Below are 17,763 nucleotides of genomic sequence, written 5' to 3' on the forward strand. Positions count from 1 at the left end.
CCAACCGGGGCGGTGGGTTACGGCGCACGACAGAACCAACGGCAAGATTTAAGCTTTTCGCTATGTGCGCCTAACCCACCCTACATTAGGGATTAAGGTGGGCGGTTCTTCTTTAGATTTAACGTACCTCCCAACTGCCGGGAGAAAGCTGAAAAGAGATGAGCATGATTGCAAGAAAAAACACGGTAGGCGTCAACGTAGGCGGAGTTCAAATCGGCGGCGGCGCGCCCATCGTCGTCCAATCCATGACCAACACCGACACGGCGGATATCGAGGGCACCGTCGCCCAGGTCATCGACTTGGCGCGGTCCGGGTCCGAACTGGTCCGCCTGACAGTGAACAATGAAGAGGCGGCGGCGGCGGTGCCGGTCATCCGCGAGCGGCTGGACCGGGCGGGCTGTGGCGTGCCGTTGATCGGCGACTTCCATTTCAATGGCCATAAGCTGCTGGAAAAATATCCCGCCTGCGCCGAAGCCCTCGCCAAGTACCGCATCAACCCCGGCAACGTGGGGCGCGGCTCCAAGCGCGACCCGCAATTCGCCCAGATGATCGAATTCGCCTGCCGCTACGACAAGCCCGTCCGTATCGGCGTGAACTGGGGCAGCCTCGACCAGGCCGTGCTGGCGCGGCTGCTGGACGAGAACGCCAAGCTGGCCGATCCGGCCTCGCTGGAAGCGGTGATGAAGGAGGCCGTCATCACCTCCGCCCTGGAAAGCGCCGCCAAGGCCCAGGAATTGGGCTTGCCGAAGGACCGCATCGTGATTTCCTGCAAAATCAGCCGGGTGCAGGATTTGATCGACGTGTACCAGAACCTCTCGGCCCGCTGCGATTACGCCCTGCACTTGGGCCTGACCGAAGCGGGGATGGGCACCAAGGGCGTGGTGGCTTCCACGGCGGCGATGGGCGTGCTGCTGCAACAGGGCATCGGCGACACCATCCGCGTCTCGCTCACCCCGGAACCCGTCGACAACGACCGCACCCGCGAGGTCATCGTCGCCCAGGAAATCCTGCAAACCATGGGGCTGCGCTCGTTCACCCCGCTGGTCACGGCCTGCCCCGGCTGTGGCCGCACCACCAGCACCTATTTCCAGCAATTGGCCCAGGACATCCAGAGCTATCTCCGCCACCAAATGCCGGAGTGGAAGAAGCAGTATCCGGGCGTCGCCGAGATGCAGGTGGCGGTGATGGGCTGCGTGGTCAATGGTCCCGGCGAGAGCAAGCATTCCCACATTGGCATCAGCCTGCCCGGCACCGGCGAAGATCCGGTGGCGCCGGTCTACGAGGACGGCGTGAAGACGGTGACTTTGAAGGGCGAGCGGATCGCCGAGGAGTTCCAGGAGCTGGTGGAGCGGTATGTGGAGAGCCATTACGGGCCGTCCCAAGCCGCGGGTTGAATCCAAGAATCCGCCACATCGTAGCCCGTATAGGATGGGTGGAGCGCAGCGAAACCCAGCTTTCCGGGGCGTGGTTTATTGATGGGTTCCGTGCCTCCACCCATCCACGGAGCTATGCGAGGCACCGCCGCACGAAATCCAGCCCCAGCGTCGCCGCGTTCTGTTTCTTCCGCGCCAAGGGGCCACCGATGATCCGGCTTTCCCATCGCGTTCCCTCGGGACCGGCCAGGGCGAAATAAACCTCGACCCGGCCATCCTCGGCGCGCAATCCCGCCCGCCCGAATTCGCCATGCTGCACCAGCGCATAATCCGCTCCGCTCGCCTTCCTAGCGCTTTCGGCCAAGCGGCGGGCCGCGTCCGCCGGCGCGCTTTCCGCCGCCACGCCGAACCGGGACAGCAAAGCGGGTCCATCGAACGCCACCGCCGCGCCCGCGAACCAATCCTCCCCGGCGCAGCGATTCGCCAAGGCGCCGCCGCTGACGGTCTCGACCGCGTAGAGCGTGGACCCACGGGCGACCAGGGCGCGGCCCACCACGGTTTCCAGGCTGGCTTCGGACTCATCCCCCGAGCCGACGGCGTACACCGCCTCGCCGATGGCCGCGACCGCCCGCCGCACGGCTTCGTCCCGCATCGCGTCGGGGAAATCCGCCGGGAATCGCAGCTTGACCCGGTTCTCCGGCCCGCCCGCGTGGAAGCCCAGGCCGACGTCGGATGGCAGGGCGATTTCATTCAGCCGCTCCTGTAGGGTGGATTCGCCCACCCCCGCCGTCCGCAGCACCACCCGCCGGGCCGGGCGCAGCTCGAAGCGCCGGGGCAAATCCGGCTGTATCCAGTGCCGGAACATGGCTTTCATTTCGCTGGGCACGCCGGGCATGAAAACGAACCGGCAGCGCCCGCCCCGCACCGCGAAGCCGGGCGCGGTGCCCCACAGGTTGTCGAGCCGTTCCGCGCCCTTGGGCAGCCACGCCTGCTTGCGGTTGACCTCGGGCATGGGGCGGCCCATCCGGGTGAACCAGGCTTCAATCTGGACCATGGCCTCGGGGTCCATCGCCAGCGGCAGACCGAAGGCCAAGCCCACCGCCTCGGCGGTGAGATCGTCGCAAGTGGGGCCAAGCCCGCCGGTGCAAACGCACAGGTCGGCGCGGCCCGCTATTTCCCGCAACAGTTCCACCAAGGCTTCCAGCCGGTCGCCCACCGCCGTGTGCCGGGCGATTTCGAACCCCAGCGCGATGAGTTCCTGGGACAGCCAAGCGGCGTTGGTGTCGGCGATTTCGCCAGTGACGACCTCGTCGCCCTGGGAAAAGATTTCAGCGATGGGCATGAACGGATTTCCTCCCGATGGAAAAGCTGGTAAAGATACCCGGCCCCGCGAACGGCTGCCGGGCATGGCAGGATTCGCCAAGCTTGCCAGCCCCGCGCCAAAACCGCCATGCACACATGAATCGTGTTCGAGTTTCGTAACCAGCATGGGCGCGAGAATCAATGGAACCGCCCACCCGTCCCCCCAGGCCATTGGCCGATCAATGCAAACCATTCGCCGAGTTGAGGAATGACCCCCATGGTTTCTGATGTCTTGGTAATCAACGCCAATCCGCTGTTGAACTTAGTCCACGCGGGCGATTTCACGCCGGGCGCACTCAACCGCGTCCCGTCCTTGGCCGTGCTGGCCGAGGGCAAGGGCGCCAACGTGGCGCGGGTGCTGGCCCGGTACGGCCACCGCGTGGTGCTGACGGGTTTCGCCGGGGGCCACAGCGGGGCGTGGCTGCGGGAGTTGATCCGCGCCGAGGGCGTCCGCGACGCCTGCATCGAGACCGCCGCGCCCCTCCGGGTGGGCTTCATGGCGTCGGGCAGCGAGGCCGATCACCCGACCACGGTGACGCCCAACGGTTTCCCGGTCACGCCGGGCGAATACCGCGCCCTGTTGGCGCGGGTGGACAACCTGCTGGGTTCGGTGCGGCTGGTCATCGCCAGCGGCTCGGTGCCGGACCCGGAGGCCGACGATTTGTACGCCGATGTGCTGGCGCTGTGCCACCGCCGCGCCGTGCCCTGCTGGGTGGATGCTTATGGCGAAGCCATGCGGCGTGCCCTGGCCGGGCCGGTGGCGCCCAGCCTCGCCAAGCCCAACCGGGAGGAATTGGACCAAGGCTTCCGCTGGGAGCGGGTGGAAGAATTGCACATCACCGACGGCGGCGGTCCCGTCGAGGTCAGCCGTCAAGGCGAGGGCCGCTGGCGGGTGCTGCCGCCGGTGATCCGGCAGGTCAACCCGGTCGGTTCCGGGGATTGCTACGTGGCGGGGCTGGCCCATGGCTGGCTGCTGGGCTTGCCGCTGGAAGAACGCCTGCGCTACGCCGCCGGGGCGGGCGCGGCCAATGCGTTGCGGCAGGACGTGGCGATGATCGCGCCCGAGGACGTGGCGCCGTGGGCCGACGAGGTGATGGTGCGGGCGGGGTGACGGGCATTGGACTCCAGTTTTGGGCAACCCAAAGAGTTACGGGATTGGATGGCGCTCGGAAAGAATTTCTTCGGCGCAAAAAAAGCCGCCTTGTTAGGCGGCACCGAGTCGAGGTTGAAGGTGAGTCAAGAGAGGGCGCGAACTTGCGGAAACACCGGCGACACCCGGCGCCGGGTCGAGTGCCGCCGGGGCGGATGCGTCCGGCGGTCACTGGAAATTTGGTGCGTGCCGATGGGGGCTGAAGCCAAAGCATTTTTCAAGGCACTCAGGTGCGCCCGCCTCGTTCCGGTGTGGCCCATGCTGGGCGGCGCGCTACCGGAGCGAAAAATACTTTAGGTGGCGGTCCTTGCCTAGCGCCCACCGGCCGCCGATATACTTATAGCAATCGGCGTGCCAGCCTATAAGCCGCGCCCGTCTTGGGGGTGCGCGGCCCAGGCGGGCGGCGGCTATGGCAAAACGCCGGGGTGATAAGGGATTTGGCGCATCGCCGGGGATTCAGGGCGATGAGGGAACTTGGGGCAGTAGCGCCGCCGAAGGGCGAAGTCGAAGCGAGCGGTGGCGGCTGGCTGCGACTCCGCTCAGCCAGCGGCCCCTTTCCTTACACCCTAAATTGCTCTGGCCCCAGGATTTATTGAAAAGCCGTCGGCGATGCCCGACAGGCGGCAGGGTGAGCCGGACCCATGGCTATTTTCCGCAGCACTTCTTATATTTCTTCCCGCTGCCGCAAGGACACGGCGCCTTGGGAAGAATCGCGCCCTTGTGGGTGATCTTGCCGAAATACTGCACCTTGCCGTCCAGATAGACCCAGCGCCCGTCGATCCGGTGGAAGCGGCTGGTCTCGTGCATCAAATAGCCGTCGTCGCCCAAGTCAAACCACGCCTTGAATTCCACCACGCCGCGCGGGTCGTCCGGGCCACCGGCCAGCGTGTTGAAGATGTCGAGGCGGGTCCAAGTGCGCTCGTCGCCATCGAAGCCGAGATTGGCGGAACAGGTGCCTGGATCCCAGCTTTCCCGGAGATAGTCGGCGTCGCGCAGTTGGAAGGCGGTGTAGCGGGAGCGCATGAGGGCTTCCGCCGTGGGGGCGGTGGCTTGCCGCGAGAGATAGGGCGCGCAGCATTGGCCGTAGAGTTGGCCGGAGCCGCAGGGGCAAGGAGACAGGGGTTCTGGGTTGCTCATCTTGGAAGGGTCCGCAAAAGCGGCGGGTATAACCCGTGGCGGGCGGACTGGCAAGGGGGCGGGGTGCGTCGCTGGGCAATCGCGCTATGTAGACATTTCCCGTTTTTCTCCCTCTCCAGCGGGAGAGGGTTGGGGAGAGGGGAATCAAAAAACAGTTTTCCCGCCTTTCCATCCCTTGGCCCGCTTGAACCCCTGGCAGGGCGGCGGAAAAAATCCCTTTGGAACCCCTCACCCTAACCCTCTCCCGCTGGAGAGGGGACAAAACCCCCGTTTCACACTTGGCGCGATTGCCCCCCAACCCGCGCCTGATCCACCCTACAAACGCTCGCCCGGCCAGCGATGCCCAATCTGTGGCAGCCAAATCCGCAGGCCAGGGGCGGTCATCAAGGTGCTGACCACCGCCATCAACACCAGCATGGTGAAGACTTCCTTGGGAATCACCCCCAGATCAAGCCCCAGATTCGCCACCACCAGTTCCATCAGCGCCCGCGTGTTCATCATGATGCCGACGTTGCGCGACTCGGCGGGGGACAGCCCCGCCAGCCGCGCCGCCAGATAGCAGCCGCCGAATTTGCCCAGCACCGCCAGGAAGATCAACAGGCCACACCAGCCCCACAAATCCCCGCTCGCCAGACTGCCGATGTTGGTGCGTAGCCCGGTGTAAGTGAAGAAAATCGGCAGGAACAGCACCGCCACCAAGTCGGCCACCTTGTGATTCCAGGCTTCCACCAGATCGGCCTGATCGTGCAGCAGCACTCCCACCATGAAGCCGCCGAAGATGGCGAAAATCCCCAACTGGCTGGTGAGCATCGCCGAGCCGAACACGATGACCAGCAGAATCGCCAGCAAATCCTGGGGCAGATCGTTCGGCCCGTGGTCGAAGCGGCGCAGGATGTGGCGCAGGACGTGGCGCACCACGAACCAGGACGCCAACACATAGGCCAACAGCAGCCCCAATTGCCGCCCCGCCGCCGGCCAGGCAAAGCTCTGCGTGGCGAAGGCCGCGACGAACGCCAGCAACACCCAGCCCACCGCGTCGCTGGCGGCGGCGGCGGCGATGCAGATCACGCCGAGGCGGGTCTGGGTCAGGCCGTATTCCATCATGATGCGCCCGAGGATGGGGACGGCGGTGATGGCGAGGGCGATGCCGAGGAACAGGGCGTAGGCGGTGGGATGGGTGCCCGGCGCCAATTCCGGGGCGGATAGCCAGCCGAAGCCAATGCCCAGGCCGAATGGCGCCAATAATCCGATGACCGTCACCAAGACCACCGCCCGCCGATTGCGCCGCTCCGCCAGCAAGGCGAAGTCGAACTCCAGCCCGACTTGAAACATCAGCATGATGAGTCCGATCTGGCTCATGATGGTCACGGGCGTGGCGTCCACCGAGCGGAATACCCATTGGAAGGCATCCGGGGCCAGTGCGCCCAGCAGGGACGGGCCGAGCATCAAACCGGCGACAATTTCCCCCACGGCGCGGGGCTGGCGAAGGCTTAGGGCCACGCCGCCCGCGACCCGCGCCGCCAGGATCACTAGGCCGACTTGCAGGAGGGTATGGAACAGCAGGTTTTCCAGGCTGTGGACTTGGCTGGAGGTGGCGGTCACGAATTCCCCTGGAATGGAAAATAGGCGGGTGATAAGTTTTGGAGGCTGGCTCCGGGGCCGTTGGCTTCGCCGCCGCTCAGCCGATGGGGCCGGAGTTAATGGCAGTCGTAAGCTGGGTTGAGGCGCGAAGCCCAGCTTGTGCTATTGGGTTTGCTGGGCTTCGTGCTTTAACCCAGCCGATTGCATTCAGCCGTTCCAAATGTCATCCAAGCGCTGGGCGTCCAGCACCCGTTCGCCCCAAATCAGCAGGGTTTCCGCGTCGGCCGAGGCCAGTCGTTGTGTCACGGTGGCGGGCAACGGCCCGAACTTCCGCTCCAATAGGCGGCACAACAGGGCCGCTTCGCCTTTGGCCGCTCCCTTGGCCTCGCCTCTGGCCTCGCCGATGGCTTCGCCAATGGCTTCCCCTTCGGCCAAAATTTGTTGGTAAAACCGGCTACGTTTCAAATCTTGATGGGTGAGATGGAACATGGCTTGAATCTCCTCGCGGGTGAGTCGGGGCAGTTTATAGACCAGAATGGTTTCAAGCCAGTCCAGCCAGTCGATGCGTTCATCAGGGCAGGCCGCACGGTGGGCTTGAACCTTGGCGACGATGCCGGGCACCGCGTCCGGCTCGGCCAGCATCAAGGCCAGGAGCCAGAGCTTGGGTTCGGGATGGCTCAGCAAGGGCAATCGGTCCAGATAAACCCGGCGCAGATTGGGCAAGGCCAGAAACGGTTCGGTGGCGGGGTCGAAGCGCTCGATGCTGGCCGACGGGTAAAGCACTACGGCGTGCCAGGGCCGGGAGGTGGGGTATTGACGGAGATGGACAAGAATCTCGCCGAACAGGCGTGGATAAAAACCGGCGTCGGGTTGGCTTTGGGCTTCAAAGTAGCAGCGGGGCGCGGTGGGCAATTCTTCCGGCGGTTCCAAAAGGCCATCCAGACGGAAGGCGGTTTGCTTGATTTCCTGGGACACGAAGCGATAGCGCTGGGGGTCCGGCACGGTGAGTCCGGCCAGTTTGAAGACCAGGGCCGGGTCGGAGTGAAACAATCGGTAGAAAATGGAATCGGTTTTCATCGCGGAATTCGGCGGATGGGGCGGGCGGCAGTCTACGGAAAAGAGTGCGTCATCGTAAACCATAGCGCTAGGCGAACACTGCGTTTGCCGAATCCTATGGTTCCGCCATCGGACAACCCCGATAATCCCCCCACAAAAACCAAGCACATCAATTCACAAGGTTGGCATGAGTCACATCCATCGGGAATCGCGGCGGGAACACTACGACATCGTCGTGATAGGGGCAGGCATCGGGGGGCTGAGCGCGGCGGCGCTGCTGGCGAAGGCGGGGAAATCCGTGTTGGTGGTGGAGCGCCATCAGCGTCCCGGCGGTTGCGCCCATGGCTTCTCCCGGCGGAAGTACCGCTTCGACGCGGGCGTTCACCTAGTGAGCGGATGCGGCCCGGAGGGCTATCGACAGGGCCGGATCATCCATCGGCTCATGGAAGCCTTGGGCGTGGACGGCGAATCCCCGTTCATTCCAACCACGCCCTACGCCCGCGCCAGCTATCCGGGCCTGACGGTCGATCTTCACGCCGGGGAAGAGGCTTTCGTCGCGCACCTGGGCGAACACTTTCCCGAGGACCGGGAAAACCTGCGGGCCATCACCCGCTTGTGCCGGTCCATTGCCGAGGAGCTGATGGTGGCGGAGGAAGTGCTGGAACTCGCCAAGGCGGGCGGCATTTCCCCGTCCCGCACGCTGTCCCACCTGTTCCGCTACCGCCGCGCCACCTTGGCCGACATCCTCGACGAATACCTGTCCGACCCGCGCCTGAAAAGCGCCTACGCCTCGCTGTGGCCGTATCTGGGCTTGCCGCCGTCGCGGTTGTCCTTGCTGTCCTGGGCCACCATGGCGGCGGGTTATGTCTACGAGGGCGGCTATTACTGCCGGGGCCGCTTCCAGCGCTATGCCGACCTGTTGGCCGCGAGTCTCGCGCAATCGGGCGGCGAATTGCTGCTCGACGCCAGCGTCCGGCGCATCACCACGGCGGGCGGCAAGGTGGGCGGCGTGGTGCTGGAAAACGGCCAGGTCATCCGGGCGGACACGGTGATTTCCAACGCCGACGCCCGCCAGACGGCGGAATGGTTGATTGGCAAGGAAAACCTGCCGGAGGGCTATTGGGACAGCTTGGCGCAGATGTCGGCCTCACTGTCGGTGTTCGTGGCGTATGTGGCGACCGATCTCGATTTGTCGAAATATCCCCACGCCCACGAAGCGTTCTTTTTCGACGGACCCGACCACGAGGCGGCTTATCGACTGACCGTCGCGGGGCGTCCCAACTGGTTTTCCGCCACGGTGCCCAGCTTGCTCGATCCCAGCCTGGCGCCTAAGGGCCAGCACATTTTGCTGTTGACCACGCTGTGCCCGTTTGACGTGGGCGAATCCTGGCGCACGGCCAAGTCGGCATTCGAGCGCCGCTTGCTGGCGCGGGCCGGGCGGCATTTCCCCGGACTGACCGACCGGCTGCTGTTCGTGGAATCCGGCTCGCCCCGCACCGTGGAGCGCTACACCCTGAATTTCCAGGGCGCCGCCTATGGCTGGGAACCGACGCCCGAGCAGATGGGCGCCAAGCGGCCCCCGCTGCGTGGTCCCTTGGATGGGCTGTATTTCGCGGGGCACTGGACCCGGCCCGGCGGGGGCATCGCCGCCGTCAGCTACTCCGGGGCGCTGGCGGCGCAGGCGGTGCTGGGCGTGCCGCGGCGGGAGGCGTTTTGGGGGCTGTTTGGGGTGGGGGCTGATTGACGAGTATTCGTAGGGTGGGTTAGGCGCACGCTAGGTCAGGCTTGATATGTCTTCGTGGTCTACCGTGCGCCGTAACCCACCATCCCAGTCGGCAGGGTGGGTTACGGCGCACGGCGACACCGACGGGGATATTAGGTTGCTCGTGGCGTGCGCCTAACCCACTCTACAAAACATATCCCTTTAAGGCGATTTCCGAAAATGCTTGTCACCGTTGATCTGGATGTAGGATGGGTGCGTACTCGCGAAACCCATCGAGCCGGACCCAGGGTGATGGGTTTCGCTTCGCTCTACCCATCCTACAGGTATGTCTTTTCCTGGAAATCGCCTAAGGGATGTTATCCCGTGCGGAATGGCCGTTCAGCAGCGTATCCAACGCCTCCCTGTTTACCTTGCCCACCGCATTCCTCGGAATCGCCGCGACGAAATAAAACCGCCGGGGCAGGAACACCTCGTCCAAATAAGGCCGCAACGCCGCCAATATGTCCCCCTTGCTCAAATCCGTTGCCACCACCGCCGCCAAGCGGCATTCGCCGACGGTGGTTTCGTAAGGGTAAAGCAGCCCATCCCGGACGCCTTCGATGCTGTTAAGGCGCCGGTTCAGGTCCGCCAGGGAGCCGCGCTTGCCGCCGATCTTCACCATGTCGGCGCCGCGCCCCAACACGGCGAAGCGCCCATCCGGCTCGATCCGCAGGCGGTCCTCCAGGCGGGCGGGGCTTTCCAGGTGCGGCGACCGCAGGCGGGTTTCCTCCGGGCCGGATGGCTCCAGACGAGCGCCGGGGTAGGGCTGCCAGAGCGTTTCGCGGGCGGGGCGGCGGGCGGCGAAGGACAGGGTTTCGGTGCTGCCGTAAATCTCCCGCAGCGGCGCGCCGGTCGCCGCCTCCACATGCCGGGCCAGGGTGTCCGACAGGGGCGCGGTGGAGCAGAGGATGCCGCTGAGATTGGCCCATACGCCGCCGGTCCTCGCCAGCGCGTTCAAATGGGTGGGCGTGGACGCCAACCAGCAGGGCAGGGGCGCGGTGCCCACGGTCTCGCGGATGTCTTCGGGAAAGAACGGACGCCCCGCGTGCAGGGCCAGCGACGAGAACAGCGGCCAAAAAATCGAGGTTTCCAGGCCATACATGTGCTGCGGCGGCGTGGTGGAGACCACCAGCGCCCGCGTGCCTTCCAGGCCCAGGCCGCGCAGGGCCATCCGGGCGGAGGCTTCGAAGGTGCCGAGGCGGTGCGGGCAGGGCTTGGGCTGGCCGGTGGAGCCGGAGGTGAAGGCGATCACGGCCAGTTGAGCGGGATCGAATTCCGGTTCCACGCGGCTTTCCCCGGCATTGGGCGGCGTGACGGCGAACCAGGGGCCGGGCGATTCGGACGGCTCATGCTCGGCGGCGAGGTAGCCGCCGGGATAATCGAGGGCGATGTCCCGCAGCACGCCCGGCTGGCCCGAGGGCGGCAGCAGGCAGACTTGCCGCCGGGTGAGCGCCGCCAGCAGGGTGACGCAGAACAGGTAGCGGTCCTCGCAGAGGTTGAACAGGTGGGGGCGGTCGGGCAGCGTCTCGGCCAGGGCGGCCACGTCGGCCCAAAATTGGCCCCGGCTCAGGAGTGCGCCATGGCGGACGGCGAACGGCGCTTGGTGGCGGGGGAGGGCGGCGGGCGGATTCGGGCAGGATTTCCAAGGCTCCGAATCCGCAACCAATACGGATTGTGGCGGGGCGGTTCGGTGGTTTCGCGATTGGTGTTCATCGGAAAAAAGATTAAAATCCATAACGGTTCCGCTCCTGCCGGATGGCTATTCCAAATCCAAAATATATTATTTTCCAATACTATACCGGAAAATCCCCAAGTCTTAACCAGCGCCCTGTGCGGCCAGTCCCCAAGGCTTGGTTCACCTTCATTGACCGGGATTGATTCCGGTCGGCACATTACCGTGAAACCCTGTTTTAAAACCCTTCACTTTGCGAATAAAACCGCTGCCGAGTTCCCGCTGGATAGTATCCATGGTGGAATGTGGGGGATTAACCGACGCCGTGGGATTCGGCGGGGCCGGGGCGGCTGATGGGGCATGGGGCGGGATTCCCCGCCGTCCGGGACTTGGTGCCGCAAGCCGGGGCCATGCTGTTGCTGGACCGGGTGCTGGACATGGGCGAGGGCTATATCATGGTGGGCGTGAAGGTCCGCGACGATGGCCTGTTTTCCGGGGCGGATGGCACGGTCCCGGCCTGGGTGGGTATTGAATACATGGCCCAAACCGTGGCGGCCTACTCGGGATACCAAAGGCTTTGCCGGGGCGGAAAGGTGGATTTGGGGTTTCTGCTGGGCACGCGCCATTACGAATGTTCGGTCGGCGAGTTTCCCTGTGGTACTCAATTAATAGTCCGGGCCGAGCTGGAAATCGAGGGATTGAATGGATTATCGGTGTTCGCCTGCCATATCGAAGCCGAGGGTATCTCGGCAGCGGCGAAACTGAATGTGTTTCTGCCCGAGGATTCCAAAATTTATTTGGCCGAAAAGGGTTTATGAACGGGTTGTCGGTATTGGTGACGGGGTCCAGCCGGGGCATCGGCAAGGCCATCGCCCTGCGTTTGGCGCGGGAGGGCTACGCGGTGGCGGTGCATTGCCGCTCGCGGGTCGAGGACGCCCGGCAGGTGTGCCGTGAAATCGAGGCGCTGGGGGTGGAATCCCGCGTGTTGCAATTCGACTTGGCCGACCGCGCCGCCGCCCGCCACGCCTTGGAACAGGACATGGCGGACCACGGCGCCTATTACGGCGTGGTGTGCAACGCCGGGCTAGTCCGCGACAACGTCTTTCCCGCCCTCAGCGGCGAGGACTGGGACCAGGTCATCCACACCAATCTGGACGGCTTCTACAACGTGCTGAATCCGCTGGTCATGCCCATGATCCAGCGCCGCAGGCCGGGCCGGATCGTCACCCTGTCGTCGGTGTCGGGGTTGGTGGGCAACCGGGGGCAGGTCAATTACAGCGCGGCCAAGGCCGGCATCATCGGGGCCAGCAAGGCGCTGGCATTGGAGCTGGCGAAGCGCGGCATCACCGTGAATTGCGTGGCGCCGGGACTCATCGACACCGATATGCTGGAAAACCTGCCGCTGGATGAAATCATCCCCACCATCCCCGCCCGCCGCCTGGGCACGGCGGACGAGGTGGCGGCCTTGGTGGCTTTCCTGATGTCCCATGAGGCCGGTTACATCACCCGGCAAGTGATTTCCGTGAACGGGGGAATGTTTTGATTAAGCGTGTGGTCGTCACCGGCATGGCCGGGTTTTCGCCCATCGGCAACGACTGGGGAACCATGCGGGCCAATTTGGAATCCGGGCGTTCGGGCATCCGCCGCATGGCGGCTTGGGACCGCTACGCGGGCCTGCTGACCCGGCTGGGGGCGCCGGTCGGGGAATTCAAGCTGCCGGAGCATTACAACCGCAAGACCACCCGCAGCATGGGCCGGGTCGCGCTGCTGGCCACCCGCGCCACCGAATTGGCCCTGGAAGACGCGGGGCTGCTGGGCGATCCCGTCATCGCCAGCGGTCGCGCCGGGGTGGCCTACGGCTCCTCGGTGGGTTCCACCCCGGCCATCGCCGAATACGGCTCGATGCTCATCAACCACGACATCGGCACCCTCAACGCCAACACCTACCTCAAGATGATGGGCCACACCACGGCGGTGAACGTGGGCCTGTTCTTCAAGGTGAAGGGGCGGATCATTCCCTCGGTGAGCGCCTGCACCTCCGGCAGCCAGGGCATCGGCTTCGCCTACGAGGCCATCAAATACGGGATGCAGGACGTGATGCTGGCGGGCGGCGCGGACGAGCTCTGCCCCACCGAAGCCGCCACCTTCGACGCCCTGTACGCCACCAGCACCCGCAACGACCAGCCGCATTTGACCCCGCGTCCCTTCGACCGCGACCGCGACGGCCTGGTGATCGGGGAGGGCGGCGGCACCTTCGTGCTGGAAGCGCTGGACCACGCCCAGGCGCGGGGCGCCAAGATTCACGCCGAGGTGGTGGGCTTCGGCACCAACTCCGACGGCACCCACGTCACCCAGCCCAACCACGAAACCATGTGGGTCGCCATGCGGCTGGCCCTGGACGGCGCGGGACTCGACGCCGGGGCCATCGGCTACATCAGCGCCCACGGCACGGCCACCGAACAGGGCGACATCGCCGAGAGCCACGCCACCCACAAGGTCTTCGGCGGGCGGGTGCCCATCAGCGGACTCAAGAGCTACACCGGCCACACCCTCGGCGCGTGCGGCGCGTTGGAAGCCATGGCCGGTATCGAGATGATGCGCGAAGGCCGCTTCCACCCCAACCTGAACCTGGACCACCCCGACCCCCGTTGCGCCGAACTGGATTACATCACCGGCGGGATGCGGGCCATCGACACGGAATATTTCATGAGCAACAACTTCGCGTTCGGTGGCATCAACACCTCCCTGATTTTCCGGCGATGGGCGGGCCAGCCCTGATTGGAGCGGCGCCGCCGAGCCAGCCCCGGCCCGGTCGGCTCGATCACCTGTGGCGGCTGCTCGCCACGGCTTTCTGTTTCAGCCTGTTTGGCGTCGGCGCCGTGGTGCTGTGGGCCATCTTGTTTCCCTTGGTGGCGCCGTTCCTGGGGCGGGGCATCGCCAAGAAGCGCCGGTCCCGGCGACTCATGCACGAGGTGTTCCGGGTTTTCGTGGCCGTCATGCGCGGCTGCGGCTTGCTGGATTACGAGGCCCACAACCCCGAGCCGCTGAACCGGCCAGGGCAGTTGGTCATTTCCAACCATCCCTCCTTGATCGACGTGGTGCTGCTGATTTCCATGATCCGCAACGCCACCTGCGTGGTGAAGCCCGCATTGGCCCGGAACCCCGTCATGCGGGCACCGATCCGGGCCATGGGCTATCTGTACGCGGAAGACCCGGAAACCCTGCTGGATCGCTGCGCCGAGGAATTGCGGGAGGGCTGCTCATTGATCGTGTTCCCGGAGGGCAGCCGGACCCCGCCGGACCAGCGCTTGCGGCCATTCCAGCGCGGTGCCGCCAATATCGCGCTGAAATCCGGCGCGGCCATCCTGCCGGTGTGCATCCGCAGTCATCCGGCCTGGCTGACCAAGCAACAGCCCTGGTATTACGTGCCGCCGACCCGGACCTATTACCGCTTCGAGGTCGGCGAGGCGCTGGCGCCGGGCGGCATGGTCGGCGGATTGGAGCGCTCCGTGGCGTCGCGGCGGTTGACGCGGTATTTGGAGGGGTATTTTCGGGAGCGGGTGGAAGCGGGCGCGTAGTGGCTTTTTTATCGTTCCCACGCTCCGGGTTACTGCCATTAAGTTAAGAACCCTCTCCCACCGGGAGAGGGCAGGGTGAGGGGGATCAAAATAGGATTTCTTCCTTGGAAAATCATTTTCGATGGCCCGGAGTGGGCGATATTGCGGAAGGAATTCCTTTTTATCCCCCCTCTCCCGAGGGGAGAGGGAGCAAGAAGGTCTTAACTTAATGGCAGCGACGCGAAACGTGGGAACGATAAATTTAATACTTATTAATATTTGAGAATAACCATGCGGGATCGCGAAGAAGTTTTACAAACCCTCAAGAAGCTGATTTCCGAAATGTTTGAAATCGAACCCGACGAGATAACCCCGTCGGCCTCGTTCAAGGATTTGGACCTCGACAGCATCGACGCCGTGGACTTGATGGTGAAGCTCCGGGAAATCACCGGGCGGCGCATTCAGCCCGAAGATTTCAAGAATGCCCGCACCATTCAGGACGTGGTGGAAACCATTCACAAAATGTATCACCTTTGACCGGCCATGCGGAACGCCTTGGCCGTGCTGGCGGCGCTCAGTTACCCCCTGCTGGTGTATCTCGCCGTGGACCGCATACAGCCCCGTTATCTGGCCTTATTCCTGTTGGCGGTTTTCTTGCTGCGCTGGCGGCGGGGCAATGACGCCGGTATCGGTTCCACTTCCACAATCATGGCGATTGCCGCTGTTGGTTATTTTATGGCGGCGGTTTTCGTGAACGAAAAGGCATTGCTGCTGGCCTATCCCATTATGGTGAGCCTGGTTTTCCTGAGTATATTCGCCCACAGCCTATATCGGCCCCCAACCATCGTGGAAAAATTGGCCCGCCTGGGGGAGCCGGATTTGCCGCCGCAAGGCGTGAGCTATACCCGCAAAGTCACCTGGGTTTGGTGTGGGTTTTTCCTGATTAATGGCCTGATTTCCGTCGGCACCGTCTGGCATGGGGATATGGCGGTATGGGGTTTATATAATGGGCTGGTTTCCTATGTATTGATGGGGACATTATTTGGCATTGAATGGCTGGTGAGGAATCGTGTCAGGAAAGCGTTTCAATATGTCGGATAATGGATTGCTGCCAGATATTCTAGGTGAGCGGAAAGACGGCGACGGCATTATCCTTGACCTTCGGATACCGGGCTCCCTCAAGTATTTCGACGGCCATTTCCCCGGCACGCCCGTGGTTCCGGGGGTGGTGCAAATCCACTGGGCCGTGGCGCTGGCTCGGCCCAGGCTTAAGCCAGCACCGAACTTCCATCATATGGAAGTGGTCAAGTTCAAGGATTTGATTCTGCCCCGTCGGGAATTGCAATTGCACCTGGATTATCACCGCCCGTCGGGCCGATTGCGGTTTGCCTACCGCACCGAAGAAATTCAATATAGCTCGGGGAGAATCTATTTTCATGGCGACTGAATTCCGGCCCTGCCTCCTCATCCCCGTCTACAATCACGAGCGCCCGTTGCCGGACATCGTCGCCTGCCTGAAATTCCACGGCATACCCCTCATGCTCATCGACGACGGCAGCGAGGCAAGCTGCGCCAAGGTCATCCAAGACCTCGCGGAAAATCAGCCATGGATTACCTTGATCCGCCACCCTGAAAATCAGGGTAAGGGCCGCGCCGTTAAGAATGGGCTATTGGCCGCACAAGAATCCGGCTATACCCATGTTCTGCAAATCGACGCCGACGGGCAGCACGATTTAGCTGATCTGGATAAGTTCCTCGCCGTCGCGCAATCGAACCCGGAAGCCATGATTGTCGGCCAGCCCATATTCGACGAATCCGTGCCGAAAAGCCGCTATTATGGCCGATTGCTCACCCATGTCTGGGTATGGATCAATACCCTTTCCCTGGAAACCAAGGACGCCCTGTGCGGCTATCGGGTATATCCGGTGGAAAGCGCCGCGAATCTGATTAATTCCGTGACTCTGGGCGACCGCATGGAGTTTGATGTGGAAGTCGTCATCCGGCTGTGTTGGCGGGGTGTTCGGGTTATTTCCATGCCGACGCGGGTAACGTATCCAAAGGATGGGATTTCCCATTTCAGGCTATGGGAGGACAACCTGTTGCTGAGCAAAATGCAGGCACGGATGTTCTTCGGCATGTGGCCAAGAATACCTTTTCTCATAGCGAGGCATTTCCGATGATTCCCCCTTTGAGGGCCGGTCATTGGGCGGCGTTGGAGGAAACCGGCATACTCTGGGGCATGAAGGTCTTGGTGCTGATTTACCGGATATTTGGCCGATTCGCGTTCCGCGTGGTGCTGCATCCCGTGGTGAGTTATTACTTCGCCATGAACGCCGTGGCGCGTAGCTCATCACGGGATTATCTGCGGCGGATCGGCGGGTATTTCCCAGAGTTGGGAACCACGGGCAGCTTGTGGGAAAGCTACCGGCATTTCCTGGTATTCGCGGAAACCATCTTGGATAAGATTGTGGTTTGGCTGGATCGGATGGATCCCGCCCAGGTGGAATTCCATAACCGCCGTTTATTATTGGACATGCTGGCGCAGGGCCGAGGAGGCATCCTATTGGGTGGGCATATCGGCAACCTGGAAATTTGCCGAGCCTTGGCCGAAATGCGCGGCCATATTCGCCTGAATATATTGGTGCATACCAAGCACGCCGAGAAATTCAACCGGCTCTTGAATAGCGTGGACCGGGCCGGAACCATCGAACTTATTCAGGTCACGGAACTGAATCCCGCCATCGCGATAATCCTGAATGAACGGATAGAGCGGGGAGAATTCCTGGTGTTGGTGGGCGACCGGATACCTATTAATAGCCTGGGGCGCACCGTGCGGGCGGGGTTTCTGGGGCGGGACGCCGAATTCCCGCAAGGCCCGTATTTGCTGGCCTCGCTGCTGCGTTGCCCGGTATTCACCTTGTTCAGCTATCGTTTTGAAGGGCGGTATCACATTTATCTGGAGTTATTCGCCGAGCAAATCGTCATGCCCCGCCGGGAACCGCAACGGAATCTGGAGTTGGCGGGCTTGGCGCGGCGCTACGCGGAAACCTTGGAATTCCACTGTCGCCGGGCACCGCTGCAATGGTTTAATTTCTATGGATTCTGGGATTCCG

General features: G+C 63.4%; 17 protein-coding genes. 12 read left to right on the forward strand and 5 right to left on the reverse strand.

Annotated features, from left to right (window positions below):
* The first annotated feature begins 158 nt into the window (after positions 1-158).
* The gene (gene ispG / locus ACXWUF_RS05835; protein WP_458493729.1) at positions 159-1,394 is read left to right on the forward strand and encodes a flavodoxin-dependent (E)-4-hydroxy-3-methylbut-2-enyl-diphosphate synthase; all 1,236 of its coding nucleotides are present in this window, start codon (positions 159-161) and stop codon (positions 1,392-1,394) included.
* A 112-nt stretch (positions 1,395-1,506) separates the two neighbouring features.
* Here the strand turns inward: ispG and ACXWUF_RS05840 are convergent, their stop codons facing one another.
* Positions 1,507-2,715, reverse strand: coding sequence for a competence/damage-inducible protein A (locus ACXWUF_RS05840; protein ID WP_458493730.1), 1,209 nt, complete (start codon positions 2,713-2,715; stop codon positions 1,507-1,509).
* A 237-nt stretch (positions 2,716-2,952) separates the two neighbouring features.
* Here ACXWUF_RS05840 and ACXWUF_RS05845 point away from each other — a divergent pair, with 237 nt between their 5' ends.
* Positions 2,953-3,846 carry a 1-phosphofructokinase family hexose kinase gene (locus ACXWUF_RS05845; protein ID WP_458493731.1) on the forward strand — a complete coding sequence of 298 codons (894 nt, stop codon included), beginning with the start codon at positions 2,953-2,955 and terminating at the stop codon, positions 3,844-3,846.
* 684 nt (positions 3,847-4,530) lie between these two features.
* Here ACXWUF_RS05845 and ACXWUF_RS05850 read toward each other — a convergent pair.
* The 3 genes from ACXWUF_RS05850 to ACXWUF_RS05860 form a co-directional block, all read right to left on the reverse strand.
* Entirely contained in the window at positions 4,531-5,022 is a 492-nt protein-coding gene (locus ACXWUF_RS05850) for a YchJ family protein (protein ID WP_458493732.1), read from the reverse strand.
* A gap of 315 nt (positions 5,023-5,337) precedes the next feature.
* On the reverse strand, positions 5,338-6,624 hold the full coding sequence (locus tag ACXWUF_RS05855) for a cation:proton antiporter (protein ID WP_458493733.1): 1,287 nt from the start codon (positions 6,622-6,624) through the stop codon (positions 5,338-5,340).
* Between the two features lie 186 nt (positions 6,625-6,810).
* A complete protein-coding gene (locus ACXWUF_RS05860) occupies positions 6,811-7,680 on the reverse strand; it encodes a DUF2887 domain-containing protein (RefSeq protein WP_458493734.1) in 870 nt (289 codons plus the stop codon).
* Positions 7,681-7,846: 166 nt separating this feature from the next.
* Between ACXWUF_RS05860 and ACXWUF_RS05865 the strand changes: the two genes are divergently transcribed.
* Positions 7,847-9,403 (forward strand): phytoene desaturase family protein, encoded by a 1,557-nt coding sequence (locus tag ACXWUF_RS05865; RefSeq protein WP_458493735.1) that lies wholly within the window; start codon positions 7,847-7,849, stop codon positions 9,401-9,403.
* A 325-nt stretch (positions 9,404-9,728) separates the two neighbouring features.
* On the opposite strand, the gene ACXWUF_RS05870 is transcribed toward ACXWUF_RS05865, so the two are convergent.
* A complete protein-coding gene (locus ACXWUF_RS05870) occupies positions 9,729-11,156 on the reverse strand; it encodes an AMP-binding protein (protein ID WP_458493736.1) in 1,428 nt (475 codons plus the stop codon).
* Positions 11,157-11,446: 290 nt separating this feature from the next.
* On the opposite strand from ACXWUF_RS05870, the gene ACXWUF_RS05875 reads away from it, so the two are divergent.
* The 9 genes from ACXWUF_RS05875 to ACXWUF_RS05915 form a co-directional block, all read left to right on the forward strand.
* Positions 11,447-11,911, forward strand: coding sequence for an ApeP family dehydratase (locus ACXWUF_RS05875; protein ID WP_458493737.1), 465 nt, complete (start codon positions 11,447-11,449; stop codon positions 11,909-11,911).
* Positions 11,908-12,636 carry a 3-oxoacyl-ACP reductase FabG gene (gene fabG, locus ACXWUF_RS05880; RefSeq protein WP_458493738.1) on the forward strand — a complete coding sequence of 243 codons (729 nt, stop codon included), beginning with the start codon at positions 11,908-11,910 and terminating at the stop codon, positions 12,634-12,636. Before ACXWUF_RS05875 ends, fabG begins: the two co-directional genes overlap by 4 nt.
* On the forward strand, positions 12,633-13,871 hold the full coding sequence (locus ACXWUF_RS05885) for a beta-ketoacyl-ACP synthase (protein ID WP_458493739.1): 1,239 nt from the start codon (positions 12,633-12,635) through the stop codon (positions 13,869-13,871). Before fabG ends, ACXWUF_RS05885 begins: the two co-directional genes overlap by 4 nt.
* Complete coding sequence (locus tag ACXWUF_RS05890; RefSeq protein WP_458493740.1) at positions 13,853-14,671, forward strand: lysophospholipid acyltransferase family protein; 819 nt, start codon at positions 13,853-13,855, stop codon at positions 14,669-14,671. Before ACXWUF_RS05885 ends, ACXWUF_RS05890 begins: the two co-directional genes overlap by 19 nt.
* A 270-nt stretch (positions 14,672-14,941) precedes the next feature.
* Complete coding sequence (locus ACXWUF_RS05895; protein ID WP_458493741.1) at positions 14,942-15,187, forward strand: acyl carrier protein; 246 nt, start codon at positions 14,942-14,944, stop codon at positions 15,185-15,187.
* Between the two features lie 6 nt (positions 15,188-15,193).
* Positions 15,194-15,751 carry a hypothetical protein gene (locus ACXWUF_RS05900; RefSeq protein ID WP_458493742.1) on the forward strand — a complete coding sequence of 186 codons (558 nt, stop codon included), beginning with the start codon at positions 15,194-15,196 and terminating at the stop codon, positions 15,749-15,751.
* Positions 15,741-16,097: an ApeI family dehydratase gene (locus ACXWUF_RS05905; RefSeq protein WP_458493743.1), complete on the forward strand. Its 357-nt coding sequence runs from the start codon at positions 15,741-15,743 to the stop codon at positions 16,095-16,097. Before ACXWUF_RS05900 ends, ACXWUF_RS05905 begins: the two co-directional genes overlap by 11 nt.
* Positions 16,087-16,830, forward strand: a complete 744-nt coding sequence (locus ACXWUF_RS05910) for a glycosyltransferase family 2 protein (RefSeq protein WP_458493744.1) — start codon at positions 16,087-16,089, stop codon at positions 16,828-16,830. Before ACXWUF_RS05905 ends, ACXWUF_RS05910 begins: the two co-directional genes overlap by 11 nt.
* Positions 16,827-17,763 (forward strand): LpxL/LpxP family acyltransferase (locus ACXWUF_RS05915; protein WP_458493745.1); only part of this gene is annotated, 937 nt, incomplete at its 3' end. The genes ACXWUF_RS05910 and ACXWUF_RS05915, both read left to right, overlap by 4 nt.

The sequence above is a fragment of the Methylomagnum sp. genome (genome assembly GCF_054333355.1).